Genomic DNA, 18,770 nt, shown 5'->3' on the forward strand with positions numbered 1-18,770 from the left:
ACCTACGTCACCGGGCCCCGCCGGACCCGACGACGACCCGCTAGCGTTCCGCCGTGAGCCTCGTCCGCCCCGCGACGTCCGCCGACCTGCCGGTCCTGCGCACGGTGTGCGCGCTGGCCTACCGCGACAACCCGCTGATGCGCTGGGTGCTGCCGGACGACGAGACCCGCGTCGAGGCGTGCGCGGCCTGGCTGGGCCCGTCCCTCGAGCGCTACCTGGCGGCGGGTCGGGTCGACGTCCTGGCCGTCGACGACGTCCCGGTCGCGGTCGCGGCGTGGCGGGTGCCGGGTGCGGACGTCGCCGCCCCGGCCATCGCGTCGACGCTGCCGTCACCCGCCGGCGTGCTGCGCGCCCTCGTCGGCGCGCAGCGGGCGGCGCAGGTGCTCGGCGCGCTGGGCGGTGCGAGCACCCTCGCACCGCCGGCCCCGGGGCCCTACCTCAACTACCTCGCGGTGCACCCGGCGCACCAGGCACGTGGTCACGGCGGCGCGCTGCTGGACCACGGGGTCGACGCCCTGCGCGCCGTCGGCGGGACCCCGTGGCTCGGGACGACCGATCCGCGCAACGTCCCCTTCTACGAGCGGCACGGCTTCTCGACGGCCGGCACCCGCGTGCTCGACGACCCCGGCCCCGTGCTCACGGTGCTGCACGGCTGATCGGTCGGGCGCTCGCGACGCAGACCTCCGCGCCGCGGTTGCACTCCCCCGCAGGCGGAGACACGCTGACCGGATGGCCGACACCGCACGCGAGCACGACGTCGTCGTCCTCGGGGCGACCGGGTTCGTCGGGACGCTCGTGTGCGAGCACCTCGCGCGGCACGCCCCGGCCGGGACCCGGATCGCGCTGGCCGGGCGCTCCCGGGAGAGGCTCGTGCGGACACGCGCCGGGCTCCCCGAACGCGCCCACGCGTGGCCCGTCCTCGTCGCGGACACCGACGACGCTCCCTCCCTACGCGCGCTGGCCGCCTCCACGCGCGTCCTGGTCAGCACCGTCGGGCCGTACCTGCAGCACGGGCTCCCGGTCGTCGAGGCGTGCGCCCGCGCCGGCACGCACTACGCGGACCTGACCGGCGAGGTGCCGTTCGTCCGGCAGGCCGCCGACGCGCACGACGAGGTGGCCCGGGCGACCGGGGCGCGCCTCGTCCACGCGTGCGGGTACGACGCCGTCCCGTCCGACCTCGCCGTCCTGGTGCTCCACCAGCGCGTCGCCGCCGACGGCGCCGGCTCGCTGGGGCGCGTCCGCCTGGTCGCGAGCGCGCGCGGCGGCGTCAGCGGCGGCACCGTCGCGTCGGGGCGCGGCATCGCCGAGCTGGCCGGACGGGACCCGGCAGTCCGCCGCCTGCTCGCCGACCCGTTCTCGCTGAGTCCCGACCGCGCCGCCGAGCCGGACGGGCCGCAGCCCTCGGACACCCCGGGGCCCGGTCGCACGCTCGGCGGCCTGTGGGTCGCGACGTCGCCGATGGGGTCGTTCAACTCGCGCGTGGTGCGGCGGTCGAACGCGCTGCAGGGCTGGGCGTACGGACGCGAGCTGCGCTACCAGGAGGTGGCGGCGACCGGCTCCGGGCTGCGCGGGGCGGCGAGGGCCGGCCTGCTGACGGTCGGGCTGCCGCTCGCGCTCGCAGCGCTCGCGGTGCCACCGACGCGTGCGCTGCTCGACCGCGTGCTGCCCGCCCCGGGCACGGGACCGGACGCGCAGACGCGGCGCGCCGGGTGGTTCCGCATGGACCTGCACGCGGTGACGACGACCGGTCGGCACTACCGCGCGCTGGCCGCCGGCCAGGGCGACCCCGGGTACTCCGCCACGGCCGTGATGCTCGGGCAGGCGGCGCTCGCCCTGGCGCTGGACGGCGACCGGCTCCCGGACCGGGCCGGGTCGCTCACGCCCGCGACGGCCGTCGGCGACGTGCTGGTCGAGCGGCTGCGGGCAGCCGGCCACCGGTACGTGGCGTCCGTGCGCTGAGCGTTCGGCGACAGCCGGACGAGGCGCGACGTCAGGACCGCCCGAGGGCCGCGACCGCGGCTGCCGCCGCCTCGGCGACGACGGCGTCGTCGGGCTCGGCGTCGCGCTCCGCACGATCGGACATGACGGCGACCACGATCGGTGCACCGTCCGTCGGCCACACGACCGCGACGTCGTTCCGGGTGCCGAAGCCCCCGGTGCCGGACTTGTCGCCGACCACCCAGTCGGCAGGCAGCAGGGCGCGCACCAGGGTGTCGCCGGTCTGCGTCCCGGTGAGCCAGGCGGTGAGGACGGCCCGCTCGTCGTCCGTGAGCGTCGTTCCGAGGACGTACTCGCGCAGGTCCGCGGCCAGCACCCGCGGCGTCGTGGTGTCGCGCTCGTCACCCGGCGTGGCCTCGTTGAGGTCGGGTTCGGTGCGGGCGACGACGGTGACGTCGTCGCCGAGGGCCGCGAGCGCCTCGTCGAGCGCCGCAGGGCCGCCCAGCGCCTCGAAGAGCAGGTTGCCGGCGGTGTTGTCGCTGCGCGTCACGGCCGCCTCCGCCACCTCGGCGAGCGTCATCGTGCCCCCGACGCGGGTCTCCGTCACCGGCGAGTAGGTCACGATGTCCTCCGCCCGGACCGGGACCTCGCGGGCGAGCCCGTCCACGCCGACGAGGTCGAGGACCGCGCCGGCCGCGAGGGCCTTGATCGTCGACGCGTACGCGAACCGCTCGTCGGGGCGCCACGCGACCGCGGCACCGGTGCCGGTGTCGACGGCGTGCACGCCGAGGCGGGCGTCGTAGCGGGCCTCGAGCTCCTCGAGCGCGAGCGGCAGCTGCGTGGCGGTCGGCGACGGCGTGGTCGTCGGGGCCGGGGCGCTGCTCGCGGTGGGGACCGCCGTCGGCGCCTCCCGCGGCGCGGCACCGCACCCTGCGGTGACGGCGACACCCGCGGCGACGAGGACGACGAGGACGCGGTTCATGGTCGACGTGCTGGGCATGACGACCATGCTGCGACAGGGCACGGACATCCGCCGTGCGGGCTCGGGTCCCGTGCGACGGCCGAACCGCTGCGGAGCACCACCTCCTCGGACCTCAGACGCCCCAGCGCCCCGCCGCGGCCGCGCGCTCCATCGACGTGACGTGCGGCGGCTCGCGCCTCTCACGCACGAGCAGGCCCGGCAGGCTCGCCGCAGGAGCGCGCACGTCGCTGCCGGCGGCGTGCTCGACGATCGCGTCGACGATCCGGCGCGTCAGGTCGAGGCGAGGCAGCTCCGTCGTGAGCACCGCTGCCAGGGCGTCCGGCACGGCGTCCGCGCCGAACCCGAAGTCCATGGCGATGCCCGCACGCGCGAGCGCGACCTCGGCCTGCTTGTGCTCGGCGATCCCGACCGACGTGTGCAGGGCGACCGCGTCCCACACCGTGTCGGCCGTGCTCGTCGGCAGGCCCTGGGAGATCACGAACGACCGCGCCAGGTCGGCACCCTCGACCTCGAAGCGCCGGTCACCGCGTGAGGCCAGGTGCAGCCCGGTGTCGTGCAGCACGCACGCGACGAACAGCGCCACGTCGTCGAAGTCGGCCGGCCGCCACCCGCGCTCTGCGGCCGCGACCCGTGCGAGGACCCAGCTGCGCACGCTGTGGTGCAGGAGGTAGTCGGGCTCGAGGTCCCGCGCGAGCGCGAGCGCCGCGCGCGGGACGTCGCCGGCCGGGAGCACCAGACGGCCCCCGTCGAGCAGATCGTCCAGGGCCGGTGGGAGTGCGGCGGGCGTCGTCATGGCTCGATCGTGGCGCCGTCGCGCACCGTGGACCAGTGTCGTGAACGCCGTCCTTCCGTAGGATCCCGCCATGGACCAGCCGCAGCCCCACCGCGTCGCGGTCCTCGCCCTGCCCGGCGTGGTCGCGTTCGACATGACGATCCCGCTCGAGGTCTTCGCCGGGACCGACGCGCCGTACTCCGTGCGACTCGTGACCGCGGACGGCGCGCCGGTGACCACGAGCTCCGGCTACGGAGTCACCCCGCACGCCGGGCCCGAGGCATTCTCGGAGGCACAGACCGTCGTCGTCCCGGGCTTCTGGCCCACCTGGGCGCCGCCTCCGGGCCCGGCCCTCGAGCTGCTGCGCGCGGCGCACGACCGCGGCGTGCGCCTCGTGTCCATCTGCACCGGCGCGTTCGCCCTCGCGGCCGCAGGGGTGCTCGACGGTCGCCGCGCGACGACGCACTGGCGGCACACGGACGAGCTCGTGGCACGCCACCCGACCGTCGTCGTCGAGCGCGACGTGCTGTTCGTCGACGAGGGCGACGTGCTCACGTCGGCCGGCATGGCGGCCGGGATCGACCTGTGCCTGCACGTCGTGCGCCGTGACCACGGCGCCCGGGCGGCACGCGAGGTCGCACGGCGGCTCGTCGTCGCCGCCCACCGGGAGGGAGGTCAGGCGCAGTTCGTCGCGGCACCCGTGCCCGACGTCGCCGGGGGCTCGCTCGCCGACACCCGGGCCTGGGCGCTCGAGCACCTGGGCGAGGCGATGACCCTGGACGCCCTCGCCCACCACGCCCACGTCTCGACGCGCACCCTCCAGCGGCGCTGGCGCGACGAGACGGGGACCTCACCGCTCCGCTGGCTCAGCGAGCAGCGCGTCCACCGCGCGCGCGAGCTGCTCGAGGCCGACCCGACGATGCCGGTCGAGGAAGTCGCCCGGCGCACAGGGCTCGGCACGGGCGACAACCTGCGCCTGCACACCCGTCGGCACCTGGGCACGACGCCGTCCGCGTACCGGAGCGCCTTCGGCACGCCGGCAAGGGCGCCGAGGCCGCCGCCGTGACGGCGCTCGCCCGGCACACGGTACGGGCGGCGCCCCTGGAGCACGACGCCCCGCGCGACGTCCTGCGCGCGCTCCACGAGGCGCTGCGGCGTGCCGACACGGACCGCTCCACCAGGCGGGTGACGCGCGCGACGACATCGCGGTGGTCACGGTCGCCGTGGAGTGAGCGGCAGGACGGTGCACGGCCCTCAGACGGGGTGCTCCGCGAACCACACCCGGGTCTCGCCGTAGCGCCGGTCGTCGAGCCCGACCAGCGGCAACGGCCACGTCGGCGCCGCGGCGCGCGACGAGCGCTCGACGACGACCACGCCCCCCGGCGCGGTGCAGCGGGCCGCACCGGCGACGGCCGTCCCCAGGGCGTCGTCGGGCAGGTCGTAGGGCGGGTCGAGCAGCACCAGGTCGAAGGCGTCGATCCCGGGCTCCCCGTCCGGGGCGACGCGTGCGAGGTACCGGTCGACCTTGTCGGCGACCACGTCGACGCGCTCGGCGAGCCCGAGCGTGCGGGCGTTGCGGCGGCACACGTCGACGGCCCCCCGCGCGGCGTCGACGAGCACGGCGTGGGCCGCCCCCCGGCTGACGGCCTCCAGGCCGAGGGCGCCGGAGCCGGCGAACAGGTCGAGCACGCGCGCACCGTCGACGGCGTCGAGGTGCTCCAGCCGCGAGAACAGCGCCTCGCGCACCCGCTCGCTCGTGGGACGCGTCCCCGAGGAAGGCACCGCCAGCGTGCGGCCGCCCGCGCTGCCCGCCACGATCCGCGTCACGCGGCACCGGCCTTGCGCTGGTCCTGCTCCTCGAGCATGCGCTCCATCCAGCCCTTCTCCGCGGTCGACGACGCGATCATCACCGCGATGACCGACATCCAGACCTGCCCGATCACCATGATCGTCGTCACCGTGCCGAGCGCCATCGCGACCCACACAGGAAGCAGGCAGAAGGCCACGAGGTCCGGCCCGCGGGCGATCACCTGCATCACCCCCATGGGCAGCGCACCGGCGGGTGTCGAGATCAGCGGCTTGTCCCAGCGCGGGGCGGGGCGGTAGGCGGCCCGGACGGCGGCCGCAGCCCACACCGGCGCTGCGCTGACCCCGAGCAGGAGCCAGTCCTGCGTCGCGCCCGCCCAGCGGCCGACCGCCGTGAACACGACGACCGACCACACGAGCGCGACCAGACCGGGGACGACCATGCGCAGCCGCCGCACGGTGCGGTCGCCGAGCGGCAGGAGACGGTCGATCACGGGCGCCATCTCGGCCCACCGCGAGCCCTCGGCGCTCGCGCTCGACATCATCCAGCCACCCAGCAGCACCGTCACCAGGATGCCGACGGGGCCGGCAAGCTGCGGCACCACCGTGGCCAGCACGGGCAGGCCCGCCGCCACGACGATCTGCACCACGTGCCGCAGCGACCGGCGCAGGACGACCAGGTCGGCCGTCACCAGCGCGGTCATCGGCCCGCGGACGGTCGACAACCGGGACGTCCGGCGACGAGAGGCGGCCGCCACACCCCCGGACAGCGCGCGCCCCAGCTCGCGCGAGTCGAGCGACACGACGGCACCGACCGCGTGGGTGGCCACGGAGCCGCCCTCGCGCAACGTGCGACCAGGCAGCACCGCCAGGCGGCGGTCCACGACCACGGCCAGCACGCCCACCAGGGCGATGACCGCCGCGACGGCCGCCCACGTCACCGACGGCAGTTCGGTGGGCGTGCGCCCGCTCAGGGCCACGAGGGCGGCGAGCACGGGCGCCGCGACGAGGAGCAGGTCGCCGGCCAGCGCGGTCCGACGCCGCGGCACGCCACGGGACTGCGCGACGGCCGCGACGAGCACGACGAGAGCAGCGACCGCCGCACCCAGCACGCCCGCGCGGACGAGCTCCCCGTCCCGGCGCTCCAGCAGGCCCGCCTCGAGCACGACCACGACGACGCCCCCGGCGAGGGCCGCCGCGAGCGGGACACGGACAGCGGCAGGGCGCAGCAGACCACGTCGGTCCACCGGCAGGGGCAGCCACCACGCGGCCTGCGCCCCCTCGGCGCCGACGGGCCCGAGCCGCCCGGCGGTCGACAGGAGCGCGCCCAGGGCCGCCAGCAGGATCGTCGCGACGAGCACCGGCAGGCTCAGTCCGCCCGGCTGCGCCGTCGGCGGGCCGTCGGGGAGCCCGGCGCCGAGCTGCTGGACGATCCCCATCACGATGAGCACGGAGAGCACGACGCTCACCGACACCGTGTACAGCTCCGTCAGCAGCGACCCCGCACCGACGCCGGCGCGGGCCCGCGCCGCCCTGGCCGTGAACCGGCGGATCTCACGTGCGGAGGGCACCTCCCCCAGCTCGAAGTCGCCGACCTGGGGGTCGTCGCGCAGGTCGCGTGGGTCACCCGCGAGGGCGTCCACGCCGGTCACAGGACGACCCTGGCGATCCGGTCGGCCGCCTCGGCGGGCTCGAGGAGCAGCGACTCGTCGTCAGCGATGTGCACGGCCCGCGTGCAGACAGCGGCGACGAGGTCGGGGTCGTGCGTCGCGATGAGCACGGCGCCACCGGCGTCCTGCTCGGCGCGCAGACGGTCCGCGAGGCTGGCGCGCATGCGCTGATCGAGCCGCTGCTCGGGCTCGTCGAGCACGAGCAGGGACCGGGGACGGGCGAACCCGGCGGCCAGCAGGAGGCGACGCCGCTGACCCGAGGACAGCGACACGGGCGTGGCCCGCGCGTGGTCTGCGAGACCGAACTCCTCGAGGAGCACGGCGACCTCGGCCTGCGCCCCGAGGACGCCGTGGCCGCGAGCGGTCAGGTACAGGTGCTCCGCCACGGTCAGGGCCGGGAAGTAGGCGTCGTCGTCGAGCACGCTGGACACCTCGCGCCGGAACGACGTCTCACGCTCGTCGACGGGTCGGCCGAGCACCTGGACGTCCCCATCGAGCGGCTCGAGCAGACCGAGGACGGTCTTGAGGACCGTGGACTTGCCCGAGCCGTTGGCGCCGACGAGCGCGACCGCAGCTCCCTCCTCGAGCGTGAACGTGACGGGGGCGCACACGGGTGCCGCGCCGTAGCCGACCTGCAAGTCACGAGCGTCCACCACGAGAGCCATGCCGCCAGGGTAGCCAGCGTGCGAGCGCCGACCTGCGACGGGGACCGCTCACCGGGCAGCCGGGTCGGCGGTCACGCGCGATCGAGGAACTCCTCGCGCTCCCCTGCCAGGGACGTCTCGATGGCGGCCCGCAGCGCCGGCCACGCGTCGAGGTCGCCGTCCTGCTCGACGAGCGCGCGCGCGTCGGTGCGGGCTCGCGCGATGACGTCGGCGTCCCGGGTGACACGCAGCAGCCGCAGCGAGCTGCCGCGCCCGTGCTGGGCGGCACCCAGCACGTCGCCCTCGTGCCGCAGCTCCAGGTCGAGCGCCGCGAGCTCGAAGCCGTCCGTCGTGGCTGCGAGCGTCTCGAGCCGGGTGTGGGCGTCCGTCCCCGGCTGCGCCGCACTGACCAGGAGACACAGGCCCGGGCGCGTCCCCCGTCCGACCCGGCCGCGCAGCTGGTGCAGCTGCGAGATCCCGAACCGGTCGGCGTCGAGCACGACCATGACGGTGGCGTCCGGGACGTCGACGCCGACCTCGACGACCGTCGTCGACACGAGGACCGGCGCCTCGCCCGTCGCGAACGCCGCGAACGCGCGGTCCTTCTCCTCAGGGGCGAGCCGACCGTGCAGGACGCCGACCCCCACACCGGTGAGGTCCGGACGCGCCCGCAGCTCCTCGGCGACGTCGAGCACGGCCCGCAGCGGTCGGCGCACGCCTGCATCGGGAGCCCCGACGGTCGGTCCGGCGTCGAGCACGAGGTCCGCGCCGTCCTCGTCCACCGCGTCGCCGGCCGCCGCGTCGCCGTCGATGCGCGGGCACACCACGTAGGCGCGGCCGCCACCGTCGACCTCCTCACGCACGCGCTGCCACGTGCGGTCGGTCCACCGCGGGTTGTCGGCGGGCACGACGTGCGTGGTGATGCCCTGTCGCCCGGCGGGCACCTCGCTGAGCACCGAGGTCTCCAGGTCGCCGAACACCGTCATGGCCACCGTCCGGGGGATCGGCGTCGCCGTCATGACCAGCGTGTGGGGCGTCCGACCAGCCTTCGCGCGCAGCGCGTCCCGCTGCTCGACCCCGAACCGGTGCTGCTCGTCGACGACCACCAGTCCCAGGTCCGCGAACTGCACGTCCTGCGACAGCAGCGCGTGGGTGCCCACCACGATGCCGGCGGACCCGCTCGCGGCGTCGAGCATCGCGCTGCGGCGCGCCATCGTCGGCAGCGAGCCCGTCAGCAGCGCGACGCGTGTGGCCGGATCCGCGCCCCCGAGGAACCCTCCCTCGGCCAGGTCGCCGAGGAGCCCGCGCAGCGTGCGCGCGTGCTGCGCCGCCAGCACCTCCGTGGGCGCGAGCAGCGCCGCCTGCCCGCCCGCGTCGACGACCTGCAGCATCGCGCGCAGCGCGACCACGGTCTTGCCCGAGCCGACCTCGCCCTGCAGCAGGCGCTGCATGGGACGCGGCGCCGCGAGCTCACCGGCGATCTCCTCACCGACCGCGCGCTGCCCGGCGGTCAGGGTGAACGGCAGCCGCGCGTCGAACGCCTCGAGCAGGCCGCCCTCGCGCGCCGGACGTGCGACGGCCTCCTCGCGTGCGACGCGGGCCCGGCGCCGTGCGAGCTCCGCCTGCAGCACGAGCGCCTCCTCGTAGCGCAGCCGTGCTCGACCCCGCTGCCAGTCCGCCTCGTCCTGCGGCACGTGGACCAGGCGCAGGGCCTCGAGCAGCGTCGGCAGCGCGTCACGCTCCCGCAGCTGCGGCGGGACCGGGTCCGGCACGTCCTGCTCACGCAGGGGGTCGAGCACGGTACGCACGGCCTGGGCGACCTTCCACGACTCGAACCCGGCGACCGCCGGGTACACGGGGATCGGCCGCCCGGCCTCGACCAGCGCCTCGTCCTCCTCGTGCTCGTCGTCGTCGGCGCCGAACAGCCGGCACTCCGGGTGCATGAGCTGCAGCGTGTCGCGGTAGAGGGACACCTCGCCGGTGAACAGCCCGCGCCGACCCGGGCGCAGCTGCCCCTGGCGCCACTCGAGCTTCTTGACGTGCGACGCGAAGAACGTGAGCTCGATGCGGCTGTGCCCGTCGGTGATGGTCGACTGCAGCAGACCGCGGCCCTGCGCCGTCGGGCGCAGCGAGGTCCGCAGGACCTCCGCCACGACGGTCACGTGCTCGCCGACGCGCAGGCTCGCCATGTCGGTGAGCGTGCCGGGCTCGGCGTACCTGCGCGGGTAGTGCCGCAACAGGTCGCCGGAGGTCTCGAGCCCGAGCTTGCCCAGCGCCTTGGCGGTACGGGCGTTCATACGCGTCAGAGAGACGGTGAGCGGGTCTGCGGCGAGCATGTCAGTCGACCCCCACCCACCACGCGGCACCGGCGGCCGGGCCGGCGACGACGACCTCCAGCGCAGGGTGCGCGGCACGGAGAGCGTCCGCCGCGGAGCGTGCTGCGGCAGGGTCGACGTCGACGCCGTGCACGAGCGTCACCCCCTGCGGGCCGCGCACGTCCGTGAGCAGCGCAGCCACGGCGCCCGGCACCTCGTCCGCGCTCGCGGGGGTCCCGGAACGCAGCCGTCGCAGAGCGTCGGCTCCGGCCTCGGGCGCGACGTGGGGGTCCGCGACGAGGGCGAGGCACGCGACGACCGCCGGGCCGTCCCCCGCCGTCGCCAGCAGGTCGAAGCCCGCACCGGCGGGAGCAGCAGCCGCAGGCCCGACGCCCGCGCCGACGACGACGACCTGCCCGGCACGCGTGTCGACGGCGGCACGGGCGACCTGCTCGACGTCGGGGTCTGGGCCCACGAGCGTCACCGCACCGCACGTCGCGTACCAGGCCGACAACCCGGGCGACGGCGTGAGCACGACGAGCCCCCGGTCGGCCGGTGCGGGCTCGTCGACGCGCCGCACCACGACCTGCTCCCGGGCCGGGCCGGGCACGAGCGCGATCGCCGCGGCCGGGTCGTCGCAGTGCACGTGCGCGTGCCACGATCCCCCGGCGTCGACGACGGCGACTGCGTCTCCCACGCCCTGCAGCGCGACGGCGAGGCCGGCGGCCCCGGGCCAGGTGGCCCCCACGAGCATCATCACCTCGTACGCGCCGCCCGAGGCCGGCCCGCAGCCGGCGACGACGTCCGGGCCTGCGTGGGGCAGCCACGCCAGGTCCAGGTCGCCCTCCTGCAGGGCCAGCCCTCCGGTGCGCAGGGTGTGCACGAGCGCGTCCAGCACGACGAGCAGCGCGCACGCGCCCGCGTCGACCACGCGCGCAGCCCGCAGGACGTCGTGGCTCGCGCTGAGCCGGTCCAGGTCGGCGCGGGCGGCCTCGGTCGCCGCCGCCAGGACCTCGGCGGGCGGACCGTCGATCCCCCGCATGCCGTCCCGCGCGTGCCTCGCGACCTCGCGGGCGATCGTCAGGACGGTCCCCTCCTGGGGGTCCGGCACCGCGTCCCGTGCCGCGCTCGCGGCCCGCTCGAGGCCGCCGACGAGAGCCGCCGTGCCGTCCCGGTCCGCCGGCGGACCCTCCGCCAGGCCCGCCGACAGGCCGACGAGCCACTGGCTCAGGATGATCCCGGAGTTGCCGCGTGCGGCCCTGGCAGCACCGCGGGCGAACGTCGCGAGGAGCTCGGACGGCCCGTCGAGCCCCCGGTCCGCCGCGACGGCCGCCGCACCGCCCGCGATCGTCAGCGTGACGTTCGAGCCGGTGTCCGCGTCAGGGACGGGGAACACGTTGACGGCGTCGATGAGCTCCCGCGCGGCCCGGCACGCGGTGAGCGCCCCGGCCGCCCACGCGCGTACGGCGTCGCCGTCGAGCACGACCTGTCGCGCCGCGACCTCCACGCGTATCTCCCTCTCCACTCGCTGCGCCGGACCGGCGCGGGTGACGTGGTGCGGCAGCCGACGGCGGTCGGCCACCGACCGTGGCCGACCGCGGCCGACCACAGACGCTACCGACCGGCACCCCGCGGGACCGTCGCCGCCCACTGTGCCGCACGCCGCCCACATTTGGGTGCTACCCCGACGATGGGCTAGTCTTGCCCGGTTGCCCGGACACCGTCCGGCACCCCCACAGACCCTTCCGACGCACCGTCGTGCGGTCCTGGCCCTCGGGCCGGGTCGACGCGCGGGAGCGCGGGACACGTGCACGACCCCCCGGGCCCGTCGGCCCGCGACAGGACAGAACCAGGAGAAGACCGTGGCTGCCAACTGCGACGTCTGCGCCAAGCGCCCGAGCTTCGGGCACAGCATCTCGCACTCCCACGTGCGTACGAAGCGGCGTTGGAACCCGAACATCCAGCGTGTGCGGGTGGTCGTCGCCGGCACCCCGAAGCGCCTCAACGTGTGCACGTCGTGCCTCAAGGCCGGCAAGGTGCAGCGCGCGGTCTGACCGCACAGCACCCTGCGCCGGGGCGACCCGACGCGGAAGCACGCACGACACGCCGAAGGCCCACGAGCAACTGCTCGTGGGCCTTCGTGCTGCCTGGCACCTGTGGCAGGGTGGTCGCCATGGTCGAGCACATCGGCGAGGTCACCATCCGCCCCGCGACGACGCGTGACGCTGCCGACATCGCGGGCGTACACGTCCGGTCGTGGCAGGAGGGGTACGCGGGCATCGTCCCCGACGACCACCTGCGCGCGCTCGACCCCGCGTCCCGGGTCGAGGACTGGACGCGGCGCCTCACCCCCGGCCCCGACAACCGCGTGCGCACCTACGTCGCCGAGGCGGGCGGCCGGGTCCTGGGGTTCGCCTCGTACGGGCCGAGCCGTGACGAGGACGCGCGACGTGGCGAGCGCGAGATCTACGCGATCTACCTGGACCCGGGCACGTGGGGGCACGGTGTCGCACGTGACCTGATCCGGACGGTCCTGGCCCAGGTCGGCGAGCAGACCCCGGTGTCGTTGTGGGTACCGGCCGACAACGACCGAGCTCGCCACTTCTACCGCCGCCACGGCTTCTCCCCCGACGGCGTCGAACGCCTCGAGACCGTCGGCGGCGCCGACCTGCTGGAGGTGCGGTACCGCCGAGGCTGACGCCCGCGGCAGGGTCGTCCGTGCCCCGCAGACGCGCCCCTAGTCGCCGAAGTGGTCCCACCCCGTCGTCACCGCACGCGGCGGCTCACCGCCCACGAGCACGAGGTCCGACCCGCGGCTCGACACCACCCCGATCGCACCGAACGGCTCCGGGAGCGGCGCTCCCGGAGGGAACGTCGCCAGCAGGCCGTGGTCCTCGCCGCCCGTCAGCAGCCACTGCGTCAGGTCCGCGCCCAGTGCGGCGGCGGCGCCGGCCAGGCGCGACGCGTCCTGCACGAACGCCACCGCGGGATCCTCGAGGTGGAGCGTCACCCCGCTGGCGCGCGCGATCCGGGAGGCGTCGCGCAGCAGGCCGTCCGAGACGTCGAGCATCGCCGTCGCCCCGGCACGAGCAGCGGCCGGGCCCGCGTCCAGGGGAGGCGTCGGGGCCCGGTAGAAGGCCGTCAGCCCGGGGTCCGTCTCCGGCAGCCCCGCGCTCAGCAGCGCGAGGCCCGCCGCCGACCAGCCGCGTCGGCCCGCGTACGCCACCACGTCACCGGCGCGCGCCCCGCTGCGCAGCACCGGGGCGCGCCCCTCGAGGTCGCCGTGCGCGGTGACCGACACGACGATCGTCGGGCCACCGGAGAGGTCGCCTCCGACCACGCCCACGTCCAGCGGCCGGCACGCGTCCCCCAGACCCCGCGCGAGCCCCTCGACCCAGGCCACCGGCGTGCCCCCGGGCACCACGAGCCCCACGACCAGCGCCACCGGGCGGGCACCCATCGCGGCGACGTCGGCGAGGTTCTGCGCGGCGGCACGGCGCCCGACGTCCTCACCGGTGGACCAGCGGCGGCGGAAGTGCACGTCCTCGACCAGCACGTCGCAGGTCACGACGTACCGGCCGTCCGGCGCGACCACCACGGCCGCGTCGTCACCGGGCGGCACGAGGGTCCGGGACCCCACCGGCAGGTGGGGGAAGATGCGGTCGAGCAGGTCCTGCTCGGAGAGATCGGCGACGACGGGGCTCTCGGCAGGCACCCGCCCACGCTAGACCGTCCGCTCGTGCGTCGCGGCCACCCGTCCGCGCCGCACGGCCATGCACCCCCTTCACGGCCGGTAGCGTTGACGTGTGCTCCACCGCCCCACCATCGCGGCCGGCGCGGCCGCGACCGCGCTCGTCACCCTGTCCGGGTGCTCGCCCACCGTCCCCGTCACCGTCGCACCGTCCGCGACCGACCCCGTGTGCGCCTCGGTCGTGCTGGCGCTGCCCCGGTCGCTCGGCGAGGGGCTGGAGCAGGTCGACACCGACGCGCAGGCAACCGCCGCGTGGGGTGATCCGCGGTCCGCCGTCGTGCTGCGGTGCGGCGTCGAGCCCTTGGGCCCGACGACCGAGCGCTGCCAGTCGGTGACCACGACCCGGGGCCCGACGATCGACTGGGTCGTGGTCGAGGACGACGGCGACTGGACCTTCACGACCTACGGACGTGTGCCCGCGGTCGAGCTCGTGGTGCCGGAGGCGGTCGCGACGACCCGCTCGACGGCGTTCGTCGACCTGCTGGGCCCCGCCGTCGCGCTGACGGAGCAGCAGCGCTCCTGCCTGTGACAGCGCTCCTGCCTGTGACAGCGCTCCTGCCTGTGACGCCGACGGCTCAGCGCAGGCCGAGGGGCCGCTCGAGCGCGAGGCTCACGAGCTCGTCGACGAGCTCGTCGTAGCCGAGTCCCGAGACCTCCCACATCCGCGGGTACATCGAGTAGGGCGTGAACCCCGGCATCGTGTTGATCTCGTTGACGACGACCTCGCCGTCCTCGCGCACGAACACGTCGACGCGGGCGAGGCCCTCGCACCCGACGGCCTCGAACGCGCGCACGGCGACGTCCTGCACGCGTGCCACCACGTCGGGCGCGAGCTCCGCCGGGCACGCGAGCGTCACGCCCGCCTCGTCGAGGTACTTCGCCTCGAAGTCGTAGAAGGCGTGCCGTGCGTCGGTCACGACGATCTCCCCCGGCAACGAGGCGCGCGGGGGCGACCCCGCGCGGCCGCCGAGGACGCCGCACTCGATCTCGCGGCCGACGATCGCCGCCTCGATGATGACCTTGGGGTCGTGCTCGCGGGCCTCGGCGACCGCTGCCGGCAGGTCCGCCGGGTCCTCGACGCGCGAGATCCCCAGGCTCGAGCCGGCGCGTGCGGGCTTGACGAACAGCGGGAGCCCGAGCTCCGCGACGACGGTGTCCACGGTCTGCGCGTCCACGGTGCGGCCGGCCGGCAGCACCCGGAACGGCCCGATCCGCAGGCCGGAGCCGGCGAGCACGAGCTTCATCATGTGCTTGTCCATGCCGACGGCCGACGCGAGCACGCCCGACCCCACGTAGCGCACGTCGGCGAGCTCGAGCAGCCCCTGGACGGTCCCGTCCTCACCGAACGGCCCGTGCAGGAGCGGGAACACCACGTCCACGGCCTCCAGCGGGGACTCCAGCCGCCCGTCGCGCAGCACCTGCACCTCACGGTCGGCGGTGCCCTGCGGCAGCAGCACGTGGGTCGACGTGTCCTCGACCTGCGGGAGCCGCCCGTCGCGGATGGCCCAGTGGTCCGGGTCGTCGTCCGCGAGCACCCACTGCCCCGCGCGCGTGATCCCGACCGCGACGACGTCGTACCGCTCCCGGTCGATCGCGCGCAGCACACCACCGGCGGTCGCGCAGCTGATCGCGTGCTCGCCGGAGCGTCCCCCGAAGAGCACCATGACCCGCGGGCGGCGAGCCGCCGCGGGACCGTCACGGTGGGTGGGTGTGCCGTCGTCGGCCGGGGGGATCCTCGTGGCGTCCATCGCGCACAGACCCTACCCTCCCGGTCGCGGCTCGGACGCCCGCGCGCCGTCTCCTCCGGCGTACCCTGCGACGCGTGACGACCCCGGCACCCGACTCCCCGGATCTTCCTCCCGCACCTCCGGCCGGGGTGTCCCCGCGCACCCTCGCCGTCAGCGCGGGGCGCCCGGCCCGTGTCCCCGGCGGCAGCCTCAACCCGCCGCTGGTGCTCACCTCGACCTTCGTGTCCCAGGGGGCGCCCGCGCCCGGCGAGCACCTCTACGGGCGCATCGGCACTCCCGCCTGGGAGCCGTTCGAGGACGCGCTCGCGGCCCTGGAGCGCACCGACCACGCCACCACGGCCCGGCGGGTCGACGGTCCGCCTGCCACCGTGTTCGCCTCCGGCATGGCGGCCATCGACGCGGTCGTGGCCCTCGTACCGCTCGGCGGCCGCGTCGTCGTGCCCCGGCACGCGTACCAGGTCACGCTGGTGCTGCTGCGTGAGCAGGCGGAGCGGGGCCTGCTGCGCGTGGACGCGGTCGACGTCGCCGACACCGACGCGGTGGTCGCGGCGGTGCGCGGGCAGGGCGAGCCGGCCGCGATGCTGTGGCTGGAGTCCCCGACCAACCCCATGCTCGAGGTGGCGGACGTCCCGGCGCTCGTCGCGGCGGCGCACGACGTCGGCGCGATCGTCGTCGTCGACAACACCTTCGCCACCCCGCTGACGCAGCGACCGCTCGCCCTGGGTGCGGACGTCGTCGTGCACTCCGTCACCAAGTACCTCGCGGGGCACTCCGACGTCGTCCTCGGCGCCACGGTCACGGACGACGACGACCTGCACGCGCGGATCGTCGCCCACCGGACCACCCACGGCGCGATCGCCGGCCCGTTCGAGGTGTGGCTCGCACTGCGCGGTCTGCGCACGCTGGCCCTGCGGGTCGAGCGCGCCCAGGCCAACGCCGGTGAGCTCGCGCGCCGGCTCGCGACCCACGCGGACGTCGTCGAGGTCCGCTACCCCGGGCTCCCGCAGGACCCGGGGCACGCGCGTGCCGCAGCGCAGATGGACGGGTTCGGGGCGATCATCGGCCTGCAGCCCGTCGGCGGCCCCGCCGGCGCCGACGCCCTCGTCGACGCGGTCTCGCTGTGGGTCCCTGCGACGAGCCTCGGCGGGGTCGAGTCGACGCTCGAGCGCCGCCGCCGGTTCAGCACGGAGTCACCGACCGTTCCCGAGGACCTGGTGCGACTGTCTGTCGGGATCGAGGACGTCGAGGACCTGTGGAGGGACCTGGACGCCGCACTGGGTGCGGCAGGCCGCACGACCCGGACCTGACCCACCGGCTCGCGACAGACCGCGGGAGCCGGGGTCGGGCCGAGACCCTCAGCCGTCCGACGCGCCCGTCCGGACCAGGCCCTCGGCCTTGTGCGGCCGCGCCAGCAGGAGCCCGGCGAGGCGGTCGACCGGCAGGTCCTCGTGCAGCACCTGCACGACCGCCGACGTGATCGGCATCTCGACCCCCAGGGAGGTCGCGAGCGCGAGCACCGAACGGCACGACTTGACGCCCTCGGCGGTGCCGCCGGTGGCGACGACCGCCTCGTCGAGCGTCATGCCCCGACCGATGTGCACGCCCAGGGTGTGGTTGCGGGAGTCCGGGGACGCGCAGGTCGCCATGAGGTCACCCATGCCGGCGAGACCCGGGAACGTGTCCGCGTCGGCCCCCAGCGCGAGCCCGAGCCGCGCGATCTCGACCAGACCGCGCGTGATGACCGTCGCCATCGTGTTGAAGCCCATCCCCCGGCCCTGCGAGATCCCCACCGCGAGCGCGATGACGTTCTTGACGGCGCCGCACAGCTCTACACCCACGACGTCGGGATTGGTGTACGGCCGGAAGTACGAGGACGCACAGGCGCGTGCGACGAGCTGGGCGGTCGCGTCGCTCGTCGACGCGACGACCGTCGCCGTGGGCTGCCGCTGCGCGATCTCGCGAGCGAGGTTCGGCCCCGAGAGCACCGCGACGCGGCTCGCGTCGATGCGCAGGCTCTGCGCCACCACCTCGCTCATCCGCTGGTCGGTGTCGAGCTCGACACCCTTCATCAGGGACACGACCACCGCGTGGGCGGGCAGAGCGTCCGCCAGCGGGGCCAGCACCTCACGCGCCCGCTGCGAGGGGACGGCGACGGCGAGCACGTCGGCGTCGGCCACGGCAGCGCGTGCGTCGAGGGTGGCCGTCACCCCCGCCGGCAGCTCGATGCCCGGCAGGTAGCGCGTGTTGCGGCCGTCGCGCGCGATCTCCTCCACCGTCGCCGCGTCGCGCCCCCACACGGTGACCGAGCAGCCCGCGTCGGCCATCACCGCCGCGAACGTCGTCCCCCAGCTGCCCGAGCCCAGCACCGTGGCGCGCAGCGGGGCGTCCTGCGCGCTCACGCCGCCGCCTCGTCGCCGGACGCACGCCTGCGCCGCATGTCGTACCGCTCGGCGGGCGCCTGCTCGCCGCGGATCTGCTCGAGGAGGTCCGTGATGGCCGACATGACGCGCTCGGTGGCCTCGCGCAGCGTCGCGGTGTCCTGCGGCCGGTCGTAGAGGTCCGACAGGTCGACAGGAGGCCCCGCCACGATCGTGACCTTCTTGCGGGGGAACGGCTTGAGCACCTTGCCGTAGCGCGCCAGCAGGTCCTGCATGCCCCACTGCGCGACGGGCACGACGGGGGCGCGGGTCGTCAGCGCGAGGCGGGCCACACCGGTGCGCCCTGCCATGGGCCACAGGTCGGGATCACGCGTGAGGGTCCCCTCCGGGAAGACCGCGACGCACTCACCCGCCTCGACGGCCGTGACGGCCGACCGCAGCGAGTCACCCGCGGCGGCGGTCTCACGGTGGACGGGGATCTGGCCCGTGGCCCGCAGGACCGGCCCGACGACGGGCACGCGGAACAGCGACGACTTCGCGAGCACGCGGGGCACGTGCCCGTTGTCCCACAGGTAGTGCGCGAACGTCAGCGGGTCCACCTCGGTCATGTGGTTGGCGACGGCGATGAAGCCACCCTCGGCGGGCAGGTGCTCGGCACCGTGCCAGTCGGGACGGGTCGTCGCGAACAGGAACGGACGCACGATCCGTGCGACGTTGCGGTAGGCGAGGTTGGAACGCGACGGCGACGGCACGGGAACCGATGGTA

General features: G+C 75.8%; 18 protein-coding genes. 7 read left to right on the forward strand and 11 right to left on the reverse strand.

What is annotated here, in order from left to right; translation table 11 throughout:
- The first annotated feature begins 53 nt into the window (after window positions 1–53).
- Window positions 54–656, forward strand: coding sequence for a GNAT family N-acetyltransferase (locus tag NP048_RS11575; RefSeq protein ID WP_227575752.1), 603 nt, complete (start codon window positions 54–56; stop codon window positions 654–656).
- A 73-nt stretch (window positions 657–729) separates the two neighbouring features.
- A complete protein-coding gene (locus NP048_RS11580; RefSeq protein WP_227575753.1) occupies window positions 730–1,959 on the forward strand; it encodes a saccharopine dehydrogenase family protein in 1,230 nt (409 codons plus the stop codon).
- 31 nt (window positions 1,960–1,990) lie between these two features.
- On the opposite strand, the gene bla is transcribed toward NP048_RS11580, so the two are convergent.
- Together bla and NP048_RS11590 are read right to left on the reverse strand one after the other, a co-directional pair.
- The gene (bla, locus tag NP048_RS11585; protein ID WP_227575754.1) at window positions 1,991–2,938 is read right to left on the reverse strand and encodes a class A beta-lactamase; all 948 of its coding nucleotides are present in this window, start codon (window positions 2,936–2,938) and stop codon (window positions 1,991–1,993) included.
- Between the two features lie 94 nt (window positions 2,939–3,032).
- Window positions 3,033–3,713, reverse strand: coding sequence for an HD domain-containing protein (locus tag NP048_RS11590; protein WP_227575755.1), 681 nt, complete (start codon window positions 3,711–3,713; stop codon window positions 3,033–3,035).
- A 70-nt stretch (window positions 3,714–3,783) separates the two neighbouring features.
- Here NP048_RS11590 and NP048_RS11595 point away from each other — a divergent pair, with 70 nt between their 5' ends.
- Window positions 3,784–4,758, forward strand: a complete 975-nt coding sequence (locus tag NP048_RS11595; protein WP_227575756.1) for a GlxA family transcriptional regulator — start codon at window positions 3,784–3,786, stop codon at window positions 4,756–4,758.
- A 188-nt stretch (window positions 4,759–4,946) separates the two neighbouring features.
- On the opposite strand, the gene rsmD is transcribed toward NP048_RS11595, so the two are convergent.
- From rsmD to NP048_RS11620, 5 genes are all read right to left on the reverse strand, one after another.
- The gene (gene rsmD, locus NP048_RS11600; protein WP_227575757.1) at window positions 4,947–5,519 is read right to left on the reverse strand and encodes a 16S rRNA (guanine(966)-N(2))-methyltransferase RsmD; all 573 of its coding nucleotides are present in this window, start codon (window positions 5,517–5,519) and stop codon (window positions 4,947–4,949) included.
- On the reverse strand, window positions 5,516–7,150 hold the full coding sequence (locus tag NP048_RS11605; RefSeq protein WP_227575758.1) for a DUF6297 family protein: 1,635 nt from the start codon (window positions 7,148–7,150) through the stop codon (window positions 5,516–5,518). Before NP048_RS11605 ends, rsmD begins: the two co-directional genes overlap by 4 nt.
- A complete protein-coding gene (locus NP048_RS11610) occupies window positions 7,147–7,833 on the reverse strand; it encodes an ABC transporter ATP-binding protein (RefSeq protein WP_227575759.1) in 687 nt (228 codons plus the stop codon). The genes NP048_RS11605 and NP048_RS11610 overlap by 4 nt, the downstream gene beginning before the upstream one ends.
- Window positions 7,834–7,904: 71 nt before the next feature.
- Window positions 7,905–10,148: an ATP-dependent DNA helicase RecG gene (locus NP048_RS11615; protein ID WP_227575760.1), complete on the reverse strand. Its 2,244-nt coding sequence runs from the start codon at window positions 10,146–10,148 to the stop codon at window positions 7,905–7,907.
- A 1-nt stretch (window position 10,149) separates the two neighbouring features.
- The gene (locus tag NP048_RS11620; protein WP_227575761.1) at window positions 10,150–11,634 is read right to left on the reverse strand and encodes a DAK2 domain-containing protein; all 1,485 of its coding nucleotides are present in this window, start codon (window positions 11,632–11,634) and stop codon (window positions 10,150–10,152) included.
- A 355-nt stretch (window positions 11,635–11,989) separates the two neighbouring features.
- Here NP048_RS11620 and rpmB point away from each other — a divergent pair, with 355 nt between their 5' ends.
- Together rpmB and NP048_RS11630 are read left to right on the forward strand one after the other, a co-directional pair.
- On the forward strand, window positions 11,990–12,181 hold the full coding sequence (gene rpmB, locus NP048_RS11625) for a 50S ribosomal protein L28 (RefSeq protein WP_046528726.1): 192 nt from the start codon (window positions 11,990–11,992) through the stop codon (window positions 12,179–12,181).
- Window positions 12,182–12,300: 119 nt separating this feature from the next.
- Window positions 12,301–12,825: a GNAT family N-acetyltransferase gene (locus NP048_RS11630; protein ID WP_227575762.1), complete on the forward strand. Its 525-nt coding sequence runs from the start codon at window positions 12,301–12,303 to the stop codon at window positions 12,823–12,825.
- Window positions 12,826–12,864: 39 nt separating this feature from the next.
- Here the strand turns inward: NP048_RS11630 and NP048_RS11635 are convergent, their stop codons facing one another.
- Complete coding sequence (locus NP048_RS11635) at window positions 12,865–13,842, reverse strand: thiamine-phosphate kinase (protein ID WP_227575763.1); 978 nt, start codon at window positions 13,840–13,842, stop codon at window positions 12,865–12,867.
- Between the two features lie 91 nt (window positions 13,843–13,933).
- Here NP048_RS11635 and NP048_RS11640 point away from each other — a divergent pair, with 91 nt between their 5' ends.
- On the forward strand, window positions 13,934–14,407 hold the full coding sequence (locus tag NP048_RS11640; protein WP_227575764.1) for a DUF3515 family protein: 474 nt from the start codon (window positions 13,934–13,936) through the stop codon (window positions 14,405–14,407).
- Window positions 14,408–14,453: 46 nt separating this feature from the next.
- On the opposite strand, the gene NP048_RS11645 is transcribed toward NP048_RS11640, so the two are convergent.
- Entirely contained in the window at window positions 14,454–15,626 is a 1,173-nt protein-coding gene (locus tag NP048_RS11645; protein ID WP_255619476.1) for a D-alanine--D-alanine ligase family protein, read from the reverse strand.
- 74 nt (window positions 15,627–15,700) lie between these two features.
- Here NP048_RS11645 and NP048_RS11650 point away from each other — a divergent pair, with 74 nt between their 5' ends.
- Complete coding sequence (locus tag NP048_RS11650) at window positions 15,701–16,933, forward strand: trans-sulfuration enzyme family protein (RefSeq protein WP_227575765.1); 1,233 nt, start codon at window positions 15,701–15,703, stop codon at window positions 16,931–16,933.
- Window positions 16,934–16,981: 48 nt separating this feature from the next.
- Here NP048_RS11650 and NP048_RS11655 read toward each other — a convergent pair whose 3' ends face one another.
- Together NP048_RS11655 and NP048_RS11660 are read right to left on the reverse strand one after the other, a co-directional pair.
- Window positions 16,982–17,950, reverse strand: coding sequence for an NAD(P)H-dependent glycerol-3-phosphate dehydrogenase (locus NP048_RS11655; RefSeq protein ID WP_372456792.1), 969 nt, complete (start codon window positions 17,948–17,950; stop codon window positions 16,982–16,984).
- A 71-nt stretch (window positions 17,951–18,021) separates the two neighbouring features.
- Window positions 18,022–18,756, reverse strand: a complete 735-nt coding sequence (locus tag NP048_RS11660) for a lysophospholipid acyltransferase family protein (RefSeq protein ID WP_227575766.1) — start codon at window positions 18,754–18,756, stop codon at window positions 18,022–18,024.
- Window positions 18,757–18,770 lie beyond the last annotated feature (14 nt).

The sequence above is a fragment of the Cellulomonas xiejunii genome (assembly GCF_024508315.1).
GTDB lineage: Bacteria > Actinomycetota > Actinomycetes > Actinomycetales > Cellulomonadaceae > Cellulomonas > Cellulomonas xiejunii.

Excerpts from the sequence above, each read along its gene's own strand:
- NP048_RS11580 (WP_227575753.1), top strand. The coding sequence starts at position 730 with ATGGCCGACACCGCACGCGAGCACGACGTCGTCGTCCTCGGGGCGACC.
- bla (WP_227575754.1), bottom strand. The coding sequence starts at position 2,938 with ATGCCCAGCACGTCGACCATGAACCGCGTCCTCGTCGTCCTCGTCGCC.
- NP048_RS11590 (WP_227575755.1), bottom strand. The coding sequence starts at position 3,713 with ATGACGACGCCCGCCGCACTCCCACCGGCCCTGGACGATCTGCTCGAC.
- NP048_RS11595 (WP_227575756.1), top strand. The coding sequence starts at position 3,784 with ATGGACCAGCCGCAGCCCCACCGCGTCGCGGTCCTCGCCCTGCCCGGC.
- NP048_RS11610 (WP_227575759.1), bottom strand. The coding sequence starts at position 7,833 with ATGGCTCTCGTGGTGGACGCTCGTGACTTGCAGGTCGGCTACGGCGCG.
- NP048_RS11615 (WP_227575760.1), bottom strand. The coding sequence starts at position 10,148 with ATGCTCGCCGCAGACCCGCTCACCGTCTCTCTGACGCGTATGAACGCC.
- NP048_RS11630 (WP_227575762.1), top strand. The coding sequence starts at position 12,301 with ATGGTCGAGCACATCGGCGAGGTCACCATCCGCCCCGCGACGACGCGT.
- NP048_RS11645 (WP_255619476.1), bottom strand. The coding sequence starts at position 15,626 with ATGGACGCCACGAGGATCCCCCCGGCCGACGACGGCACACCCACCCAC.
- NP048_RS11655 (WP_372456792.1), bottom strand. The coding sequence starts at position 17,950 with ATGGCCGACGCGGGCTGCTCGGTCACCGTGTGGGGGCGCGACGCGGCG.